Here is a 14970-nt window from a genome sequence, read left to right as displayed (position 1 = left end):
GTCGCAAATTTGATATTCTAGCAGGGTAAAGGTCGTAAATCAAACAAATGCCTACTTCTTCCGCAGCCGATAGGTGATCCGTCCCTTGGTCAGGTCGTAGGGAGTGAGCTCGACCTTGACGCGATCGCCCGGCAGAATTTTGATGTAATTGCGGCGAATTTTCCCGGAAATATGGGCAAGAACATTAAAGCCATTGTCCAAATCCACACGAAACATGGCATTGGGCAAAGACTCTGTGACCGTACCTTCAATTTCAATGGCATCTTGCTTAGACACAATTGACCTCCCCAAGGCGAGCTTTAATCGCAGCAGTGACCTCCGCGATGGTGCCAGTACCATCCACATGAACAAACTTGGGATGGCTGACGTACTGCTGAATCATAGGTAGCGTTTCTTGCTCATAGACCTGTACCCGCTTGAGAATGGTTTCCGGTGTATCATCGGAGCGCTGCTGACCAGAAGCTGCTTGCTTCGCTCGGTTCAGGGCGCGCTCTTGGAGGATGTGGGCAGGCACATCTAAAAACAGCAAATAGTCGTAGGTTTGGCCAATATCCGTCAGCATGGACTCAAAGATCTTTGCTTGGGACGGGTTGCGCGGGAAACCATCCAGCAGCCAGCCGGTTGCTGTATCCGCTTGCTGGAGGCGATTGGCCACCATGTCCACAATGACTTGATCTGGAACCAGTTCGCCGCGATCCATGTAGCCCTGAGCCTGTTGCCCAAGGGGCGTGCCTGCTGCTCGCTCGGAGCGCAGAATATCCCCCGTAGAAATGTGGGGAATACCAAAGTGCTCTAGTAAAATCGCTGCTTGAGTCCCTTTGCCAGAGCCGGGGCCACCGAATAAAATTAACCGCATTACTGCTTCACCATCCCCTCATAACGTTGTGAAATGACGTAGGTCTGAATTTGCTTCGAGGTATCAATGGCTACCCCCACTAAAATCAGCAGTGAGGTGGCACCTAGCCCTTGGAAGGTGGTGACCCGAGTGGCACTTTCCACTGCTGTGGGAATAATTGCCACTAACCCTAGGAAAATGGCACCCAGAAAGGTCAAGCGATTCAGCACGCGCTCTAGGTAATCTGAGGTGGCCTTCCCCGGACGAATTCCAGGAATACTTGCTCCCATCTTCTTCAGGTTTTGGGACATATCCACGGGGTTCACCACCAAGGAGGAGTAGAAGTAGCTAAAGAACAGGATCAACAGGAGATAGACAATGACGTAAACCCACGGTGTTGGCCCTGCCGGGGAGATGTAGGCACCAATCTGAGCTATAAGTTCGTTGCGGGTAAACTGGGCTAGGGTGGAGGGCAAAATGAGGACGGCGGAGGCAAAAATAATGGGCATGACTCCCCCTTGGTTAAGCCGCAGCGGCAGGTAGCTCGTCTGCTCGCGGTAAAGTTTGCGCCCCACCTGTCGCCGCGCTGAAACAATGGGAATGCGGCGGGTGCCTTCTTGGACAAAGACAATGCCGACAATCATGGCCAAAAAGACCGTAACGAGAATCACAATGCCGCCAACATTGCCGCCACTTTCAGCAAAGGCAATCGTTTGACCCACTGACCCCGGCAGGTACGCCACAATACTCAGAAAGATGAGGAGGGAGGCACCATTGCCAACCCCTCGCTCGGTAATTAGTTCCGAAATCCACATCACCACCATGGAGCCAGCAGTGAGGGCAATGACAATTTCTGCAATAAAAAACGGCCCCGGATGCAGTGCTGCTCCGGGAATTGAACTAACAAAAACAGCAATACCAAGGCTTTGGAGGATAGCCCACGCAACGGAGACGTAGCGGGTAATCTGCGAGATTTTGCGCCGCCCCGCTTCGCCTTCATCTTTTTGTAGCCGTTCGAGGGAGGGTAAGGCTGCCGTCAGCAATTGCATAATGATGGAAGCGTTGATGTAGGGCAAAATGCCAAGGGCAAAAATGCCGAGGGCAGATATCCCACCACCAGAGAAAATATCTAGAAAGCGAATAACGGCATTGTCTTCAACACTCTGAGCAAAGACGGCGCGATCAATGCCCGGAATTGGCAAATAAATGCCTAGACGCACTAAAATTAGTAGCCCAAGCGTGATTAGTAGTCGCCCTCGCAACCCAGAGGCTTGAGCCATCTGCATAAAGGTTTCTTGGGCGGTGGGGGCTTTGCCGCGATTCACAATCATGATCCGCTTCCTCTATTCGCTGTCAGTAACGACGGCATCGACACATACCCCACCCGCTGCTTCGATTTTGGCACGAGCACTCCCGCTAAAGGCAGCGGCGTGCACCTCCAGTTTGACGCTCAGCTCACCATTCCCCAGCACTTTCAAGGGATACTTTGCGGTGGTTAAAATCCCGGCCTCTAGCAGAGACGCAACGGTAACCACACTATTGGCAGGTAGGGTATTAAGACGAGCAACGTTAATTGTAGTGTAAAGCCTCCGGTTGACGATGGGAAAGTGCTTGAGCTTGGGTAGCCGCCGATAGAGGGGATTTTGCCCCCCTTCAAACCCGGGGCGGGTGGGACGACCGGAGCGGGATTTTTGCCCTCGCATTCCAAATCCACCACTGGCTCCTTGACCGGCTGAGATGCCACGGCCAATGCGCCGCTTCCGTCGCCGCGATCCCGGTTGGGGTTGAGCATCCTGAAAACGCATGGGCTACTCCTAACTACTTGCTGTAAAGATTTTCCACAGGGATTTCCCGCTCTTCGGCCACTTCCGGGAAGGTGCGCAACGCTGCGAGGGCTTCTAGGGCTGCCCGGGCATTGTTAAGGGGGTTACTGGAGCCCAGTTGTTTGGCCAACACGTTGCGCACTCCAGCCAGTTCCAAGACGGTGCGCACCGATCCACCGGCAATAACTCCAGTGCCGGGGGCGGCGGGACGAATCATAACGCGGGCGGCTCCGCCTTCACCAAACGTAGGGTGAGGAATGGAGTTAGATTTAGTAATGGGAACTTCGACAAGGTGCTTTTTGCCATCAGCAACGCCTTTACGGACAGCCCCAATGACGTCGGCAGCTTTGCCGACCCCAACACCCACTTGCCCGCGTTCGTTACCGACAATAACAATGGCGCGGAAGCTTAGTTTTTTGCCGCCTTTAACGACTTTAGAGACACGGCGGATCTGAACGACCCGTTCTTGCCAGTCGGTTTCTTTTTCAACTTTACGGGGGTTTTTACGACGATTTGCCATCGGGTCATCCTCTAAAAGTCCAGTCCGGCTTCACGGGCAGCATCCGCAAGGGCTTTGACGCGACCGTGATAGATATTTCCGCCGCGATCAAAGACGACTTGCTGGATGCCAGCGGCCTTGGCACGCTCAGCAATCAGCCGCCCAACTTCAGCAGAGGCGGCACAGTTGCTGCCATTTCCCAGCTTTTGTCGCAGTGATGGTTCAACACTGGAGGCAGCGACAAGGGTATGATGCCGGCTGTCATCAATGACTTGGGCATAGATGTGCTGGTGTGAACGGAAAACAGCGAGACGGGGGCGATCGCCGGTGCCTTTGACTTTGCGACGAATGCGCTGATGCCGACTTTGACGAGCGGCAGTACGAGTTTTCTTCATCTATTTTTTCCCTGTCTTACCAACTTTGCGACGGACAAATTCACCAGAGTACCGAATCCCTTTGCCTTTGTAAGGCTCAGGGGGGCGAACCCCACGGATTTGGGCAGCCAAATTACCCACTAGTTCTTTATCAATGCCACTCACAAGGACGATGGTGCCCTGCTGCACTTTTTTGCCTTGGTTATCTTCTATTTCTAAAGTAATGCCGTCGGGGGGCGTAATTTCCACCGGATGGCTGTATCCCATGCTCAGAACCAGATTTTTACCTTGCTGTTGAGCACGGTACCCCACCCCTTGGATCTCTAGCTTTTTTGTAAAGCCCTGAGCCACTCCTTCGACCATGTTGGCTACAAGGGTACGGCACAGCCCGTGGCGTTCTTTTGCTGTTCGGGATTCGTCGCGCCGCTGCACGAGAATGGTTTCACCTTCTTGGGACACCGTGACTTCTGGGGGTAGTACCCGGCTCAATTGTCCTTTGGGACCTTTGACGGTGACCTGTTGCCCCTCAAGGGTCAGGGTGACATTTTTCGGCAGGGGAATGGGGCGTTTGCCAATACGAGACATGTAGGACGTCCTCCGAGCTTACCAAACGTAACAGAGTACTTCGCCGCCGATGCCCTGCTGCCGCGCCTCGCGATCGGTCATGATGCCGCTGGAGGTGGAAATAATGGCAATCCCAATCCCCCCAAGCACCCGGGGGAGTTCGCGGGAGTTGGCATAGACGCGCAATCCGGGTTTGCTAACCCGCTTGAGAGCAGTAATAATTGGCTGGCGTTGCTTGCCGCGATACTTGAGGGCAACCACCAATTGTCGCTGAATGCCGTCTCCCCGCTCTTCGTAGTCGCGAATAAACCCTTCTGCCTTTAACACTTGGGCAATACTGCGAGTCATTCGCGTGGCGGGGATGGTGGTGCTTTGATGCCGCGCAAGGTTTGCGTTGCGGATGCGAGTCAGCATATCGCCAATCGTGTCGTTTACTGCCATAGTTGCTCCTTAAAAATCCTGCCTCCGGCGTTAGTTATCACGGAACGGCATACCCATTGCTTTTAGCAGGGCACGTCCTTCTTCATCAGTGGTGGCAGTGGTGATGATTGAGACATCCATGCCGCGAATTTGATCAATATCGTCGTAGTTGACTTCGGGAAAAATAAGTTGCTCCCGTAGTCCTAAGGTATAGTTGCCCCGGCCATCAAAACTTTTGGGGTTAACGCCACGAAAGTCACGAATCCGGGGGAGGGCAAGGTTGATGAGCCGATCTAGAAAGGAATACATGCGATCGGCACGCAGGGTAACGGCTACCCCCACTGGCATGCCTTGGCGAATTTTGAAGCCAGCGATCGCCTTCTTGGCACGGGTGACCACAGGTTTTTGACCTGTAATGGTCGCAATTTCTGCGAGTGTTGCTTCAAGGGCTTTGGCGTTTTGTGCCGCCTCCCCAAGCCCGCGATTCACCGTTATTTTGGTGATTTTGGGGACTTGGTGAATATTTGTGTACTGGAATTGCTGCATAAGTTGCGGCACAACCGTTTTGCTGTAATGGTCTTTCAGACGTTTGGACATGGGGGACTTCTCCTAGGCAAGGTCTCTGGGCGTGGTCAGAGAGGGGGAAACTAATCAATAATTTCCCCGGTTTTTTTGAGCATTCGGACTTTACGACCGTCTTCGGTGTAGGTGTAGCAAATGCGGCTGGCAACGTTCTGCTTGCTGGAGTAGAGCATAACTTTGCAGCTATGAATGGGGGCTTCCTTCGTAACAATTTGGCCAGATTCCCCCTCTTGGCGAGGCTTAACGTGTTTTGTTTTGAGGTTGACCCCTTTGACAATCACTTGACTGGTTTTGGGGAACACCGCTAGGACTTCGCCCACTTTGGCTTTATCGCGACCGGCAATGACTTGTACGGTGTCACCTTTTTTGACATGCATTCGATGGCGCACAGGTGCTTTTGCTTTTTTTGCAGCCATTAGAGAACCTCCGGTGCCAAGGAGACAATTTTGGTGAAATTTTTATCCCGCAGTTCGCGAGCAACCGGTCCAAACACCCGGGTGCCGCGGGGATTCCCCTCTTGGTTGATCAGTACAGCGGCGTTATCGTCAAAGCGAATGCTCATGCCACTTTCGCGGCGGATGGCTTTGCGGGTACGCACAATGACGGCTCGGACGACATCGGATTTTTTCACGGCCATGTTGGGGGTGGCATCCTTAACCGTGGCAATAATGACATCACCCACGCTGCCATAACGACGATTACCGCCACCGAGGACGCGAATGCAGAGCAGTTTCTTGGCGCCGCTGTTGTCGGCAACGTTCAGGTAGGTTTCCTGTTGAATCATGGCTGGCTCTCCTTAAGCAGTCCCAGTGTTGAGAATTTCGGCGATCGCCCAGCGTTTGGTACGGCTGAGGGGGCGAGTTTCACGAATCCGCACGCGATCGCCGACTTTAGCTTCATTGTTTTCATCGTGGGCTTTATAGCGGCGGGTTTTGACAACAATTTTGCCGTACTTGGGATGGGCAGAGCGGTTTTCAACGGCAACGACAACGGTTTTATCCATCTTGTCGCTAACCACCACACCCACACGTTCTTTCACTGCCATTAGTTGTGTCCTCCACTGCGGCGACGTTCATTCTCAAGGGTTAAAAGCTGAGCCAACTCATGGCGCAAATGCTTAAATTGGTGAGGCTTGACCTCCTGCCGCGTTGCTTTTTTGAACCGCAGATCAAACAATTCCTTTTTGATGGCAACGATGCGATCGCCCACCTCTTGATCACTGAGTTGCCGCAGGTCACTCATTTTTGTTAATGCCATCCCTAACCCTCCTGTTGCACGTCATCTTGATTACGGACAATAAAGCGAGTTTTGATCGGCATCTTATAGGCGGCGAGGCGCATCGCTTCCCGAGCCGTTGCCTCCGGCACCCCTGCAATTTCATACATAATGCGTCCGGGTTTGACCACCGCCACCCAGTATTCCGGTGAGCCTTTCCCAGACCCCATCCGTGTTTCTGCGGGGCGCATGGTGACGGGTTTATCCGGGAAAATGCGAATCCAAATTTTGCCCCCACGGCGAATATAGCGGGTCATGGCTCGCCGCCCCGCCTCGATCTGCCGCGAGGTAATCCACGCTGGCTCAAGGGCTTGCAGGGCAAAGTCACCAAAATGAATCGAGCTACCGCGACTGGCAACCCCAGTCATTCGTCCCCGCTGTTGTTTCCGAAATTTAGTACGCTTAGGACTTAACATCGCTGACTTCCTTGTTAGTTAGAGCGATTTTCAAATTGAGGCAAGCGGCGTTGGCCAGCGCGCCGATGTGGTTCACGACTCGCAGCTTCTGGTTGACCTGGGAGCACTTCACCCTTGAAGATCCACACCTTGACCCCCAAAATACCGTAAATGGTGCGCGCTGTCCGATAGGCGTAGTCAATATCGGCACGTAGGGTATGCAGGGGCACTCGACCTTCGCGCGTCCATTCGGTACGGGCAATTTCAGCGCCGTTCAGCCGACCCGCCACTTGAATTTTGATCCCTTCAACCCCGGCTCGCTGTGCCCGCTGAATCGCCTGCCGCACAGCCCGCCGGAAGGCCACCCGCCGCTCTAGCTGCTGGGTGATATACTCCGCCAGCAAACTGGCTTCCGCATCCACACGATTGACTTCAAGGACATTGACTTTGACCGTGCGGCTAGGGGGTAGCATTTGCCGCAGGTCTTCCCGCAGCTTTTCTATCCCTTGCCCGCCTTTGCCAACAACCACCCCAGGACGAGCAGTGCGAATTTGCAACTCCACTTGATCGGCCTTGCGTTCAATGCGAATCTCGGCAATACCGGCATTCCCCATCACCTTGTTGATGTAGGTGCGGATTTGATGATCTTCTTTGAGTAAATCGGGGTAGCGATCGGCATCTGCATACCAGCGGGAGCGGTGCTCCTGAGTAATGCCGAGGCGAAAGCCAATTGGGTGAATCTTCTGTCCCACAGTGGTATCCTTCTACGATTCGTCAGCGGTGTTTTGGGCAGCCACAGCAATGGTGATGTGGCAGGTTGGTTTGCGAATTTGATAGGCACGGCCTTGAGCGCGGGGGCGAAACCGCTTTAAGGAAGGGCCTTGATCCGCGTAGGCTTGGCTGATCACTAGGGTTGCTGGGTCTAACCCCAGATTGTGCTCTGCGTTAGCCGCTGCCGAGCGCAGCACCTTTGTAATGGGTTCACAGGCACGATAGGGCATAAACCGCAGCATAATCAGGGCATCACGATAAGTTTGTCCCCGGAGTTGATCTAGCACCCGCCGTACCTTATGGGGGGACATGCGGACGTATTTGGCTGAAGCACGGGCGGCAGGAGAAGCGGTAGAAACCATAGACAGCTATCCAATACGGTGGCTAAACAGTAATGATCAATGGCGGGCTTTTTTATCCCCCTTGACGTGGCTGCGGAAGTTACGGGTGGGAGCAAATTCCCCCAGCTTATGGCCGACCATTTGCTCGGTGATATACACAGGCACGTGCTGTTTGCCGTTGTGTACCGCAATGGTGTGGCCAATCATCTCTGGCACAATGGTGGATGCCCGCGACCATGTTTTGATCACCTCCTTGCTGTTGCGCTCGTTGAGTGCCTCAATTTTCCGTAAGAGATGATCTGCCACAAAGGGGCCTTTTTTCAGTGAACGTCCCATAACCTAACTTCTCCGGAGTACCTTAAGACTGACGACCGCCACGACCACGCTTGGACGACTTCTTGCGTCGCCGCACAATGAGGGCATTGCTGAGTTTCTTCTTCTTGCGGGTTTTGTAACCAAGGGTGGGTTTGCCCCAAGGGGTAACCGGTCCACTGCGACCAATGGGGGCACGGCCTTCACCACCACCGTGGGGGTGATCCACTGGGTTCATGACGGAACCGCGTACCTTTGGCCGCCGACCTTTCCAACGATTGCGCCCAGCCTTACCCATGCTGAGGTTGTTGGCCTCCACATTGCCCACTTGGCCGATGGTGGCATAGCACTCTTTACGGAAGAGGCGCACCTCACCGGAAGGGAGTTTTAAGGTAACCATATCCCCTTCCTTGGCCACGACCTGTGCCATTGCCCCTGCGGCGCGCACCATTTGAGCACCACGACCGGGGGTAATTTCTACGTTATGCACACCGGTTCCCAGCGGGATTTTGCCAAGGGGCAGCGCATTGCCGACTTCAATGGGGGCATCGGGGCTGGCAATAATGTTGCTGCCGGGAGCGAGATCGCGAGCATGAAGGATATAGCGCTTTTCACCATCTTGGTAGTGAATAAGGGCAATCCGGGCGTTGCGGTTGGGGTCGTATTCTACCGTGGCCACTTTGGCGGGTACATTCACTTTGCTGCTGCGGCGAAAGTCCACCTCACGGTAACGGCGCTTATGGCCGCCACCTCGCCGCCGACTGGTAATCACACCGCGATTATTCCGACCTTTATCCCGCTTATAGCCACGGGTCAGGGATTTTTCGGGGGTATCTGTTGTAATTTCGGCAAAGTCGGAAACGGATTTTTGGCGGGTACCGGGGGTGTAGGGTCGGTATGCACGAATGCCCATGATCTTGGTGCTCCGTTAAACGTCGGGGAAGAGGTTAATTTTGCTCTCGGGGGCAAGGGTGACGATCGCCCGCTTGTATTGGGTGCGATGACCGATGAAGCGCCCTACCCGCTTTGCTTTTTTGGGTAAGTTGTAGGTGTTAACGCCAGTGACCTTGACATTAAACAGATCTTCAATGGCGGCCTTGATTTGCGGCTTGGTGGCACGGCGATCGACATCAAAGGTATATTGGTTGTTTTCCAATAGCACCGTGGCCTTTTCGGTTACGATCGGACGCTTAATTAGATCCGCAAGGACGCGGGGCTGCACTTTAGTCACCGTACACCTCCTGAATTTTGGCGATCGCCCCCGTTGTGGCGACAATGCGATCGGCGTGGAGCAAATCAAACACATTTAACTGATCGGCGCGCAACACTTTAAGCGTTGGTACATTACGTGCCGAGAGAATAATCATTTCCGCCAGATCATTCACCAACAGCAGTACTTTTTGGTCTGGCTGCACCCCCCAGCGTTGGAGTGCTGTCACCAATTCCTTGGTTTTGGGGCGCGGCAACTGATCCGCAAACTCCTGAACCACAATTAAATCTGCGGCACGATCCATCAGCGCTGTGCGCAGAGCCAGCCGCCGCTCTTTACGGTTCATTTTTTGGGAGTAGTCCCGGGGCTTAGGGCCAAAGATGACACCACCACCGCGCCACAGAGGTGAGCGAATCGAGCCAGCACGGGCACGACCCGTACCTTTTTGCCGCCATGGTTTGCGACCACCGCCGCGAACTTCAGCACGGGTTTTCGTGGAAACCGTTCCCTGACGCGCGTTAGCTAACTGCCGCACAAGGGCGCGATGGACAATATGACTCGCGGTTTCTGGCTTGGCCGTAGCAAGATCAAGGGTTGCCTCGCCGCTATCAGCCCCTTGCCAGTCCTTTACAACACATGCAACCATAACTGCACTCTCTAAGCCCTTACTTGTGACCAACGACCTTTGCGGGGGTAATACTCACCAGTGCCCCCGGCTTACCGGGCAGTGCCCCCTTGATTAAGATCAAGTTCCGCTCGCTATCGACACGCACAACTTGCAACTTGCGAATTGTGACCGTTGCATTCCCCATGCGACCGGCCATGCGTTTCCCTGGAAAGACGCGCCCCGGCGTTGTACCGGCACCGGTTGACCCCGGTAAGCGGTGATTCTTAGAGCCGTGAGCCATCGGGCCGCGCTTAAAGTTGTGTCGTTTTTGATAGCCTGCAAAGCCGCGACCAATGCTGGTGCCACGCACATCGACCAATTGACCAGGGCTAAAAATATCCACGGTGATGGTCTGACCCAGTTGGTAGGGGGACGTGTCATCAAGGCGATATTCCCGCAGATGACGCATGGGCGGCGTTTGCGAATGTTTGCTGAGATGGCCGCGCTCAGGACGACTAAGGGTTTTTTCGCGCACCTCGCCAAATGCCACTTGAATGGCCGTGTAGCCGTCTGTTGCAGGGGTCTTGATTTGGGTGATCGGACACGGTCCGGCCTGCACCACTGTAATGGGGACAGCTTTGCCCACCTCATCAAAGATTTGGGTCATGCCCAATTTTGTCCCTAAAATACCAACTGTCACGATCGCTTTCCTTAAAAGTACGAATCACAACAAAACAGCGAGAGGTAGCGTGCACACTACACCTCGGCAGATTCCCGCAGTTAGGAATGGTGGATTGACCCAGCAGTTACACGGTCAGCAAGACAACGCCTTGGGCGTATCTATCGTCGAGCAAGGACAGTTTCAGATGATAATGGCGTTATGGCGTTTGTTTACGGGCTAACAGCCAGCTACATCTGAATGGATCAGTGGAACCAAGGACTTAAGGGGATTGAGGCGATCGCCCCCAACTCAGTATCCGTTTTTGGTCACAAGTTTTAATCATAGATCAGCCATTGTAAGTTTGTCTAGGCATTTGCTAACATTTTTGACGCTCCTTTGAACCGCATGGCATTGGGAATGGGTTGTGTTTGAGTTTGTCTGTCAGCAGCAGTGTCGCCACAGCCATGCCCGAGCGGGTTTATTTCATACTCCCCACGGCAGTGTGGCCACGCCTCGCTTTATGCCTGTGGGCACCTTGGCTAACGTCAAAACCTTAACCCCTCAGCACCTTGAAGGGGCAGGGGCGCAAATGGTGCTGGCCAATACCTATCATTTGCACCTGCAACCCGGCGAAGAGATTGTTGCCGCTGCCGGTGGCCTGCATCGGTTTATGGGGTGGTCAGGCCCAATCCTAACGGATTCCGGTGGGTTTCAGGTTTTTAGCCTCAGTGAGATGCGCCAGATCTCCGATGCGGGGGTTGTGTTCCGATCGCCCCACGATGGCCAGATGATTGAATTGTCACCGGAGCGGGCCATCCGCATCCAAGAGCAATTGGGGGCAGATGTGATCATGGCCTTTGATGAGTSCCCCCCCTATCCCGCCAGTCGCGCGGTCGTGACCCAGGCAACCCAACGAACCCTGCACTGGCTCGAGCGCTGTATTGCAGCAAAGCAACGGCCAGACCAAGCCCTGTTTGGCATTGTTCAAGGGGGGGTATATGGCGATATCCGCCGTGAGTGTGCCACCGCCATGCTGGCCTACGATTTACCCGGCTATGCGATTGGGGGGGTAAGTGTGGGGGAACCGACGACTGCCATGCACGAGATTGTGGCGGTGACGGCGCCACTGCTGCCCACCCATAAGCCCCGCTATTTGATGGGGGTGGGCACCCACCTAGAAATGCTGCGGGCGATCGCCGCAGGGGTGGATTTATTTGACTGTGTCATTCCCACCCGCCTAGCACGCCATGGCTGTGCCATTGTTCAGGGGAACCGCTGGAATCTGAAAAATGCGCGGTTTCGCCGAGACTATGCCCCCCTCGATCCAACCTGTCCCTGCTACACCTGTGGCACCTTTAGTCGTGCCTACCTCAGTCACTTAGTTCGCGCCAAGGAATTATTGGCCTATACACTGCTGTCTATTCATAATGTCACTGAACTCATCGGTTTCACCCAAGCGGCACGGCAGGCCATCCTCGAGGATCACTTTCCAAAGTTTGCGGCAGAATGGGAACAACGCCTATGCACATCCAGCCACGATGATTAGCTTTTCTGATGCGGTGTTATCGAGGGAAGAACGCTTGAGCCGCTGGGGGTTTTTGGGGTTGGCCACGGCCCCTTTAGTTGGCTCGGTTCTCTTTAACCATGGTATGGCTCCGCCCTTTGTCATTTGCCCCGTTCGTAGCTTGACGGGCATTCCCTGCCCTGGCTGTGGCTTGACCCGCTCCTTTATGGCGATCGCCCGCGGCAATTTTGAGGATGCCCTTTCTATGCACCTGTTTGGCCCTCCCCTATTTGCGGCGTTTATGTTGGTAGTTGTGCTAATGGCGGCAGAATTAAAAACTGGACGGCGACTACAGCGTACCCCCTTCCGTTACCTGCAACGGGTACAAAACTGGTGGTGGCTAGCCTTGCTGTACTTTGGGTACTATGGAGTGCGCCTCACGAGCTTGATCCAAACTGGCGAGTTTTACATCAACCCGTTTTCAATGGTGCGTTAGCAGATCTAAAATTTCCGTCGCGGCACGCTCCACCACACCGGGGGTTCCCATGGCCCGTCGCATAGCACGATACTCGGCCTTCATGACTGCTTGCTTGTCAGGATTGGCGAGTAGCCCTAGGGCAGTGGCAGTAATGGTTTGAACCGTAGCGTTCTCCTGGAGTAGCTCCGGCACAATGGCTTTTCCGGCCAGTAAATTGGGGGGAGAGACAAAGTCAAGGTTAAAGTTCAAAAAGATGCGGTACAGCCAAAGACTAATGGGGTTGACCCGATAAATCACCACCTGCGGCACATTCAACAACGCGGTTTCTAGGTTGACCGTGCCCGACTTGGCGATCGCCAGATCTGCGGCGGCCAACACCAGTAACGAGTCATCGGCAAGCGTGACTCTAATGGGATAGCGCTGCAAAGCGGCCTCAATAGATGGGCGGTACTGCTGCAGAGAAAGCGGCAGCCAAAAGCGGGCGTGGGGATAGACCTTGGCAATATTTGTTGCTGCTCCCAAAATCAAGGGCAACAGCGACCTGATTTCCTGCTTGCGGGAGAGGGGCAACAGGGCGATTGCCAACTCCTCTGGGCCAATCCCTAAGGCTTGACGCGCCGCCTCGCGACTGGGGGCAGCAGCAATGCGATCTAACAGCGGATGCCCCACCCACACCACATTGGCACCGTGTTGGCGATAGTATTTGGCTTCCTCTGGGAAAATAGCAATCAGGCGATCGCTGAGGGCAACAATTTGGCGGGTGGTTTTCAGGCTATGGGACCACACCCATTCCTGCGGCGCAATGTAATAGACCATTGGCACCGCAAAGTGTTTACGAATAAACCCTCCCATAGCCATATTGCCGCCAATATAGTCAATCAGGACAACCAGATCGGGGGGATGGCGCTGCAGATAGCGGCGAGCCTTGAGTTGCAGCGCAATGGTCGTTTTCACTAAGGGCAGGGCTTCCAGAAGGCCAACCGAGCCAATACCGCCGGTATTAAAGAGCACCGTTGCCCCTGCCGCTGCCATGCGATCGCCCCCCAAGGCAGAAATGCGCAGGGGAATGTTGCGGTCGGCAGCTAAGCGATAGAGAGCCTTGACTAATAATGCCCCCTGTAAATCCCCGGACACCTCACCCGTGCTAATAAACAAATGTGCCATGCCTATCCTTGAAGAATGGGAACCGGTTGACAGAGTTGCGCGGCAAACTCTTGTTCTGCCGTGGCCATTGCCTGCACCGCCGCCGCCATAATCTCTGAGATCGGTACTCCGGCATGGTACTGCCCTAGCCATTGTTGGGCAGTGTTGCCTTGACGCAAAATTTTCTTGATAGGAGCCAAAAAGCAGCTAAACCCCTGCCCCTTGGCGATCGGCCATACCTCCTCAACGAGTTCGGCAATCCAGGCTGCGGCTGTAAGTTGACGACCGTCTTGCCAGTGGGTCAACACCGCCTCGAGGCTGTGGCGAGCCGCTTGCATTTCGTTGGCATCGGCCAATTGTGCCAGATCCACCCCTTGGCGGTGGAGGTAACTCCCCTGCAGTGGATCCAGCTCCGGCTGCTCCAGCAACTGCAACAAACGCGCTTCTAAAAGGGCAGTAATGGCCAGTAACTCAATGGGATCCGTGACGAGGTCACAAATCCGCAACTCCAGACGGTTGAGATCGTAGGGGCGGCGATCGCCATTGGGGCGCACCGCACTCCAAAGATGGCGCACATTTTGCATTGTGCCCTGCCGCAGTTGGGCTTCGGTCCACGCAATAAAATGGGCATGGCTGCTAAACAGGGGTACGTAGGCAGGGGTCTTGGGAAACGTTGCCCAGCGAGTCGAGTGGTAACCGGTCACGTCCCCATCCAAAAAGGGGGAAGATGCACTTAAGGCCAGAAACAGCGCTGCCTCTAAGCGCACTAACCGACAGGCGCGGATCAGCGCGTCTGGGTCCCGCAGGCCAATATTGATATGAACACTGGCCGTCACAACGCGGCTGCCGTAGGTTTGCTCAATGTAGGTGTGGTAAGGATTGTGCGGGTCTGAGCGATAAAACTGCTGACTATCCCCTAAACTCAGGGTACTGCCAGGCACCAGCGTCAACTCCCCTAATGAGTGTAGGTAGGCTCGCAAGCGAAACCGTGGTCGCAATAGATCACACAATGCTTGATCGTAAAGATACACAGGCGGAGTTGTGAATTCGACATTGCGACTGTCCGGCTCCCGCACAAAACCGGGCAACGCTTGGACAATTTGATCCGACAGGCCAATAACCTCTCCTGTTGGGGTACCAGTATAGAGTTCAACCTCAAAGCCCTTGGATAGCATT

General features: G+C 54.4%; 25 protein-coding genes. 2 read left to right on the top strand and 23 right to left on the bottom strand.

The annotated features are described in order from the left end of the window. Nucleotides 1-51: 51 nt before the first annotated feature. The 21 genes from infA to rplC are packed head-to-tail and all read right to left on the bottom strand — an operon-like array spanning nucleotide 52 to nucleotide 10708. Complete coding sequence (gene infA, locus L5220_RS02350; protein WP_011055956.1) at nucleotides 52-276, bottom strand: translation initiation factor IF-1; 225 nt, start codon at nucleotides 274-276, stop codon at nucleotides 52-54. After that, nucleotides 269-856 (bottom strand): adenylate kinase, encoded by a 588-nt coding sequence (locus L5220_RS02345; protein ID WP_448524854.1) that lies wholly within the window; start codon nucleotides 854-856, stop codon nucleotides 269-271. The genes infA and L5220_RS02345 overlap by 8 nt, the downstream gene beginning before the upstream one ends. After that, entirely contained in the window at nucleotides 856-2166 is a 1311-nt protein-coding gene (gene secY, locus L5220_RS02340) for a preprotein translocase subunit SecY (protein WP_099797584.1), read from the bottom strand. Before secY ends, L5220_RS02345 begins: the two co-directional genes overlap by 1 nt. A gap of 12 nt (nucleotides 2167-2178) precedes the next feature. Continuing rightward, on the bottom strand, nucleotides 2179-2640 hold the full coding sequence (gene rplO, locus L5220_RS02335) for a 50S ribosomal protein L15 (protein WP_499571320.1): 462 nt from the start codon (nucleotides 2638-2640) through the stop codon (nucleotides 2179-2181). Between the two features lie 13 nt (nucleotides 2641-2653). Then, a complete protein-coding gene (rpsE, locus tag L5220_RS02330) occupies nucleotides 2654-3178 on the bottom strand; it encodes a 30S ribosomal protein S5 (RefSeq protein WP_099797586.1) in 525 nt (174 codons plus the stop codon). 11 nt (nucleotides 3179-3189) lie between these two features. Further along, the gene (rplR, locus tag L5220_RS02325; protein ID WP_099797587.1) at nucleotides 3190-3552 is read right to left on the bottom strand and encodes a 50S ribosomal protein L18; all 363 of its coding nucleotides are present in this window, start codon (nucleotides 3550-3552) and stop codon (nucleotides 3190-3192) included. Beyond that, nucleotides 3553-4116 carry a 50S ribosomal protein L6 gene (gene rplF / locus L5220_RS02320; RefSeq protein WP_099797588.1) on the bottom strand — a complete coding sequence of 188 codons (564 nt, stop codon included), beginning with the start codon at nucleotides 4114-4116 and terminating at the stop codon, nucleotides 3553-3555. A gap of 18 nt (nucleotides 4117-4134) precedes the next feature. Continuing rightward, the gene (gene rpsH, locus L5220_RS02315; RefSeq protein WP_448514476.1) at nucleotides 4135-4536 is read right to left on the bottom strand and encodes a 30S ribosomal protein S8; all 402 of its coding nucleotides are present in this window, start codon (nucleotides 4534-4536) and stop codon (nucleotides 4135-4137) included. A gap of 30 nt (nucleotides 4537-4566) precedes the next feature. After that, nucleotides 4567-5112 (bottom strand): 50S ribosomal protein L5, encoded by a 546-nt coding sequence (gene rplE / locus L5220_RS02310; RefSeq protein ID WP_099797590.1) that lies wholly within the window; start codon nucleotides 5110-5112, stop codon nucleotides 4567-4569. 50 nt (nucleotides 5113-5162) lie between these two features. Then, on the bottom strand, nucleotides 5163-5513 hold the full coding sequence (rplX, locus tag L5220_RS02305) for a 50S ribosomal protein L24 (protein ID WP_448514475.1): 351 nt from the start codon (nucleotides 5511-5513) through the stop codon (nucleotides 5163-5165). After that, nucleotides 5513-5881 carry a 50S ribosomal protein L14 gene (gene rplN, locus L5220_RS02300; protein ID WP_099797592.1) on the bottom strand — a complete coding sequence of 123 codons (369 nt, stop codon included), beginning with the start codon at nucleotides 5879-5881 and terminating at the stop codon, nucleotides 5513-5515. Before rplN ends, rplX begins: the two co-directional genes overlap by 1 nt. 12 nt (nucleotides 5882-5893) lie before the next feature. Next, nucleotides 5894-6142 (bottom strand): 30S ribosomal protein S17, encoded by a 249-nt coding sequence (rpsQ, locus tag L5220_RS02295; protein ID WP_099797593.1) that lies wholly within the window; start codon nucleotides 6140-6142, stop codon nucleotides 5894-5896. Further along, a complete protein-coding gene (rpmC, locus tag L5220_RS02290) occupies nucleotides 6142-6354 on the bottom strand; it encodes a 50S ribosomal protein L29 (RefSeq protein ID WP_099797594.1) in 213 nt (70 codons plus the stop codon). The genes rpsQ and rpmC overlap by 1 nt, the downstream gene beginning before the upstream one ends. Nucleotides 6355-6356: 2 nt before the next feature. Continuing rightward, nucleotides 6357-6788: a 50S ribosomal protein L16 gene (gene rplP, locus L5220_RS02285; protein WP_099797595.1), complete on the bottom strand. Its 432-nt coding sequence runs from the start codon at nucleotides 6786-6788 to the stop codon at nucleotides 6357-6359. A gap of 14 nt (nucleotides 6789-6802) precedes the next feature. After that, a complete protein-coding gene (gene rpsC / locus L5220_RS02280) occupies nucleotides 6803-7519 on the bottom strand; it encodes a 30S ribosomal protein S3 (RefSeq protein ID WP_448514473.1) in 717 nt (238 codons plus the stop codon). Nucleotides 7520-7531: 12 nt separating this feature from the next. Further along, complete coding sequence (gene rplV / locus L5220_RS02275) at nucleotides 7532-7900, bottom strand: 50S ribosomal protein L22 (protein ID WP_099797597.1); 369 nt, start codon at nucleotides 7898-7900, stop codon at nucleotides 7532-7534. A 36-nt stretch (nucleotides 7901-7936) separates the two neighbouring features. Then, nucleotides 7937-8215, bottom strand: a complete 279-nt coding sequence (gene rpsS / locus L5220_RS02270) for a 30S ribosomal protein S19 (RefSeq protein WP_099797598.1) — start codon at nucleotides 8213-8215, stop codon at nucleotides 7937-7939. A gap of 22 nt (nucleotides 8216-8237) precedes the next feature. Further along, complete coding sequence (rplB, locus tag L5220_RS02265; RefSeq protein WP_499571317.1) at nucleotides 8238-9104, bottom strand: 50S ribosomal protein L2; 867 nt, start codon at nucleotides 9102-9104, stop codon at nucleotides 8238-8240. 15 nt (nucleotides 9105-9119) lie between these two features. Next, nucleotides 9120-9422: a 50S ribosomal protein L23 gene (locus L5220_RS02260; RefSeq protein ID WP_099797600.1), complete on the bottom strand. Its 303-nt coding sequence runs from the start codon at nucleotides 9420-9422 to the stop codon at nucleotides 9120-9122. Beyond that, on the bottom strand, nucleotides 9415-10047 hold the full coding sequence (rplD, locus tag L5220_RS02255; RefSeq protein WP_099797601.1) for a 50S ribosomal protein L4: 633 nt from the start codon (nucleotides 10045-10047) through the stop codon (nucleotides 9415-9417). The genes L5220_RS02260 and rplD overlap by 8 nt, the downstream gene beginning before the upstream one ends. Nucleotides 10048-10066: 19 nt before the next feature. Then, on the bottom strand, nucleotides 10067-10708 hold the full coding sequence (rplC, locus tag L5220_RS02250) for a 50S ribosomal protein L3 (RefSeq protein ID WP_099797602.1): 642 nt from the start codon (nucleotides 10706-10708) through the stop codon (nucleotides 10067-10069). Between the two features lie 385 nt (nucleotides 10709-11093). Between rplC and tgt the strand changes: the two genes are divergently transcribed. Both tgt and L5220_RS02240 read left to right on the top strand, forming a co-directional pair. Next, entirely contained in the window at nucleotides 11094-12215 is a 1122-nt protein-coding gene (gene tgt / locus L5220_RS02245; RefSeq protein ID WP_499571315.1) for a tRNA guanosine(34) transglycosylase Tgt, read from the top strand. Then, the gene (locus tag L5220_RS02240; protein WP_227517453.1) at nucleotides 12208-12669 is read left to right on the top strand and encodes a DUF2752 domain-containing protein; all 462 of its coding nucleotides are present in this window, start codon (nucleotides 12208-12210) and stop codon (nucleotides 12667-12669) included. The genes tgt and L5220_RS02240 overlap by 8 nt, the downstream gene beginning before the upstream one ends. Here L5220_RS02240 and lpxB read toward each other — a convergent pair. Both lpxB and gshA read right to left on the bottom strand, forming a co-directional pair. Then, nucleotides 12655-13815 carry a lipid-A-disaccharide synthase gene (gene lpxB, locus L5220_RS02235; RefSeq protein WP_499571313.1) on the bottom strand — a complete coding sequence of 387 codons (1161 nt, stop codon included), beginning with the start codon at nucleotides 13813-13815 and terminating at the stop codon, nucleotides 12655-12657. The genes L5220_RS02240 and lpxB overlap by 15 nt on opposite strands. A gap of 2 nt (nucleotides 13816-13817) precedes the next feature. Then, on the bottom strand, nucleotides 13818-14969 hold the full coding sequence (gshA, locus tag L5220_RS02230) for a glutamate--cysteine ligase (RefSeq protein WP_099797606.1): 1152 nt from the start codon (nucleotides 14967-14969) through the stop codon (nucleotides 13818-13820). Nucleotide 14970 lies beyond the last annotated feature (1 nt).

The organism is Synechococcus sp. PCC 6716, from assembly GCF_022570815.1.
GTDB classification, from domain to species: Bacteria; Cyanobacteriota; Cyanobacteriia; order Thermosynechococcales; family Thermosynechococcaceae; genus Thermosynechococcus; species Thermosynechococcus lividus.
Note: the sequence above shows the minus strand (reverse complement) of the source record. Positions and strands in the feature narration are given on the sequence as shown.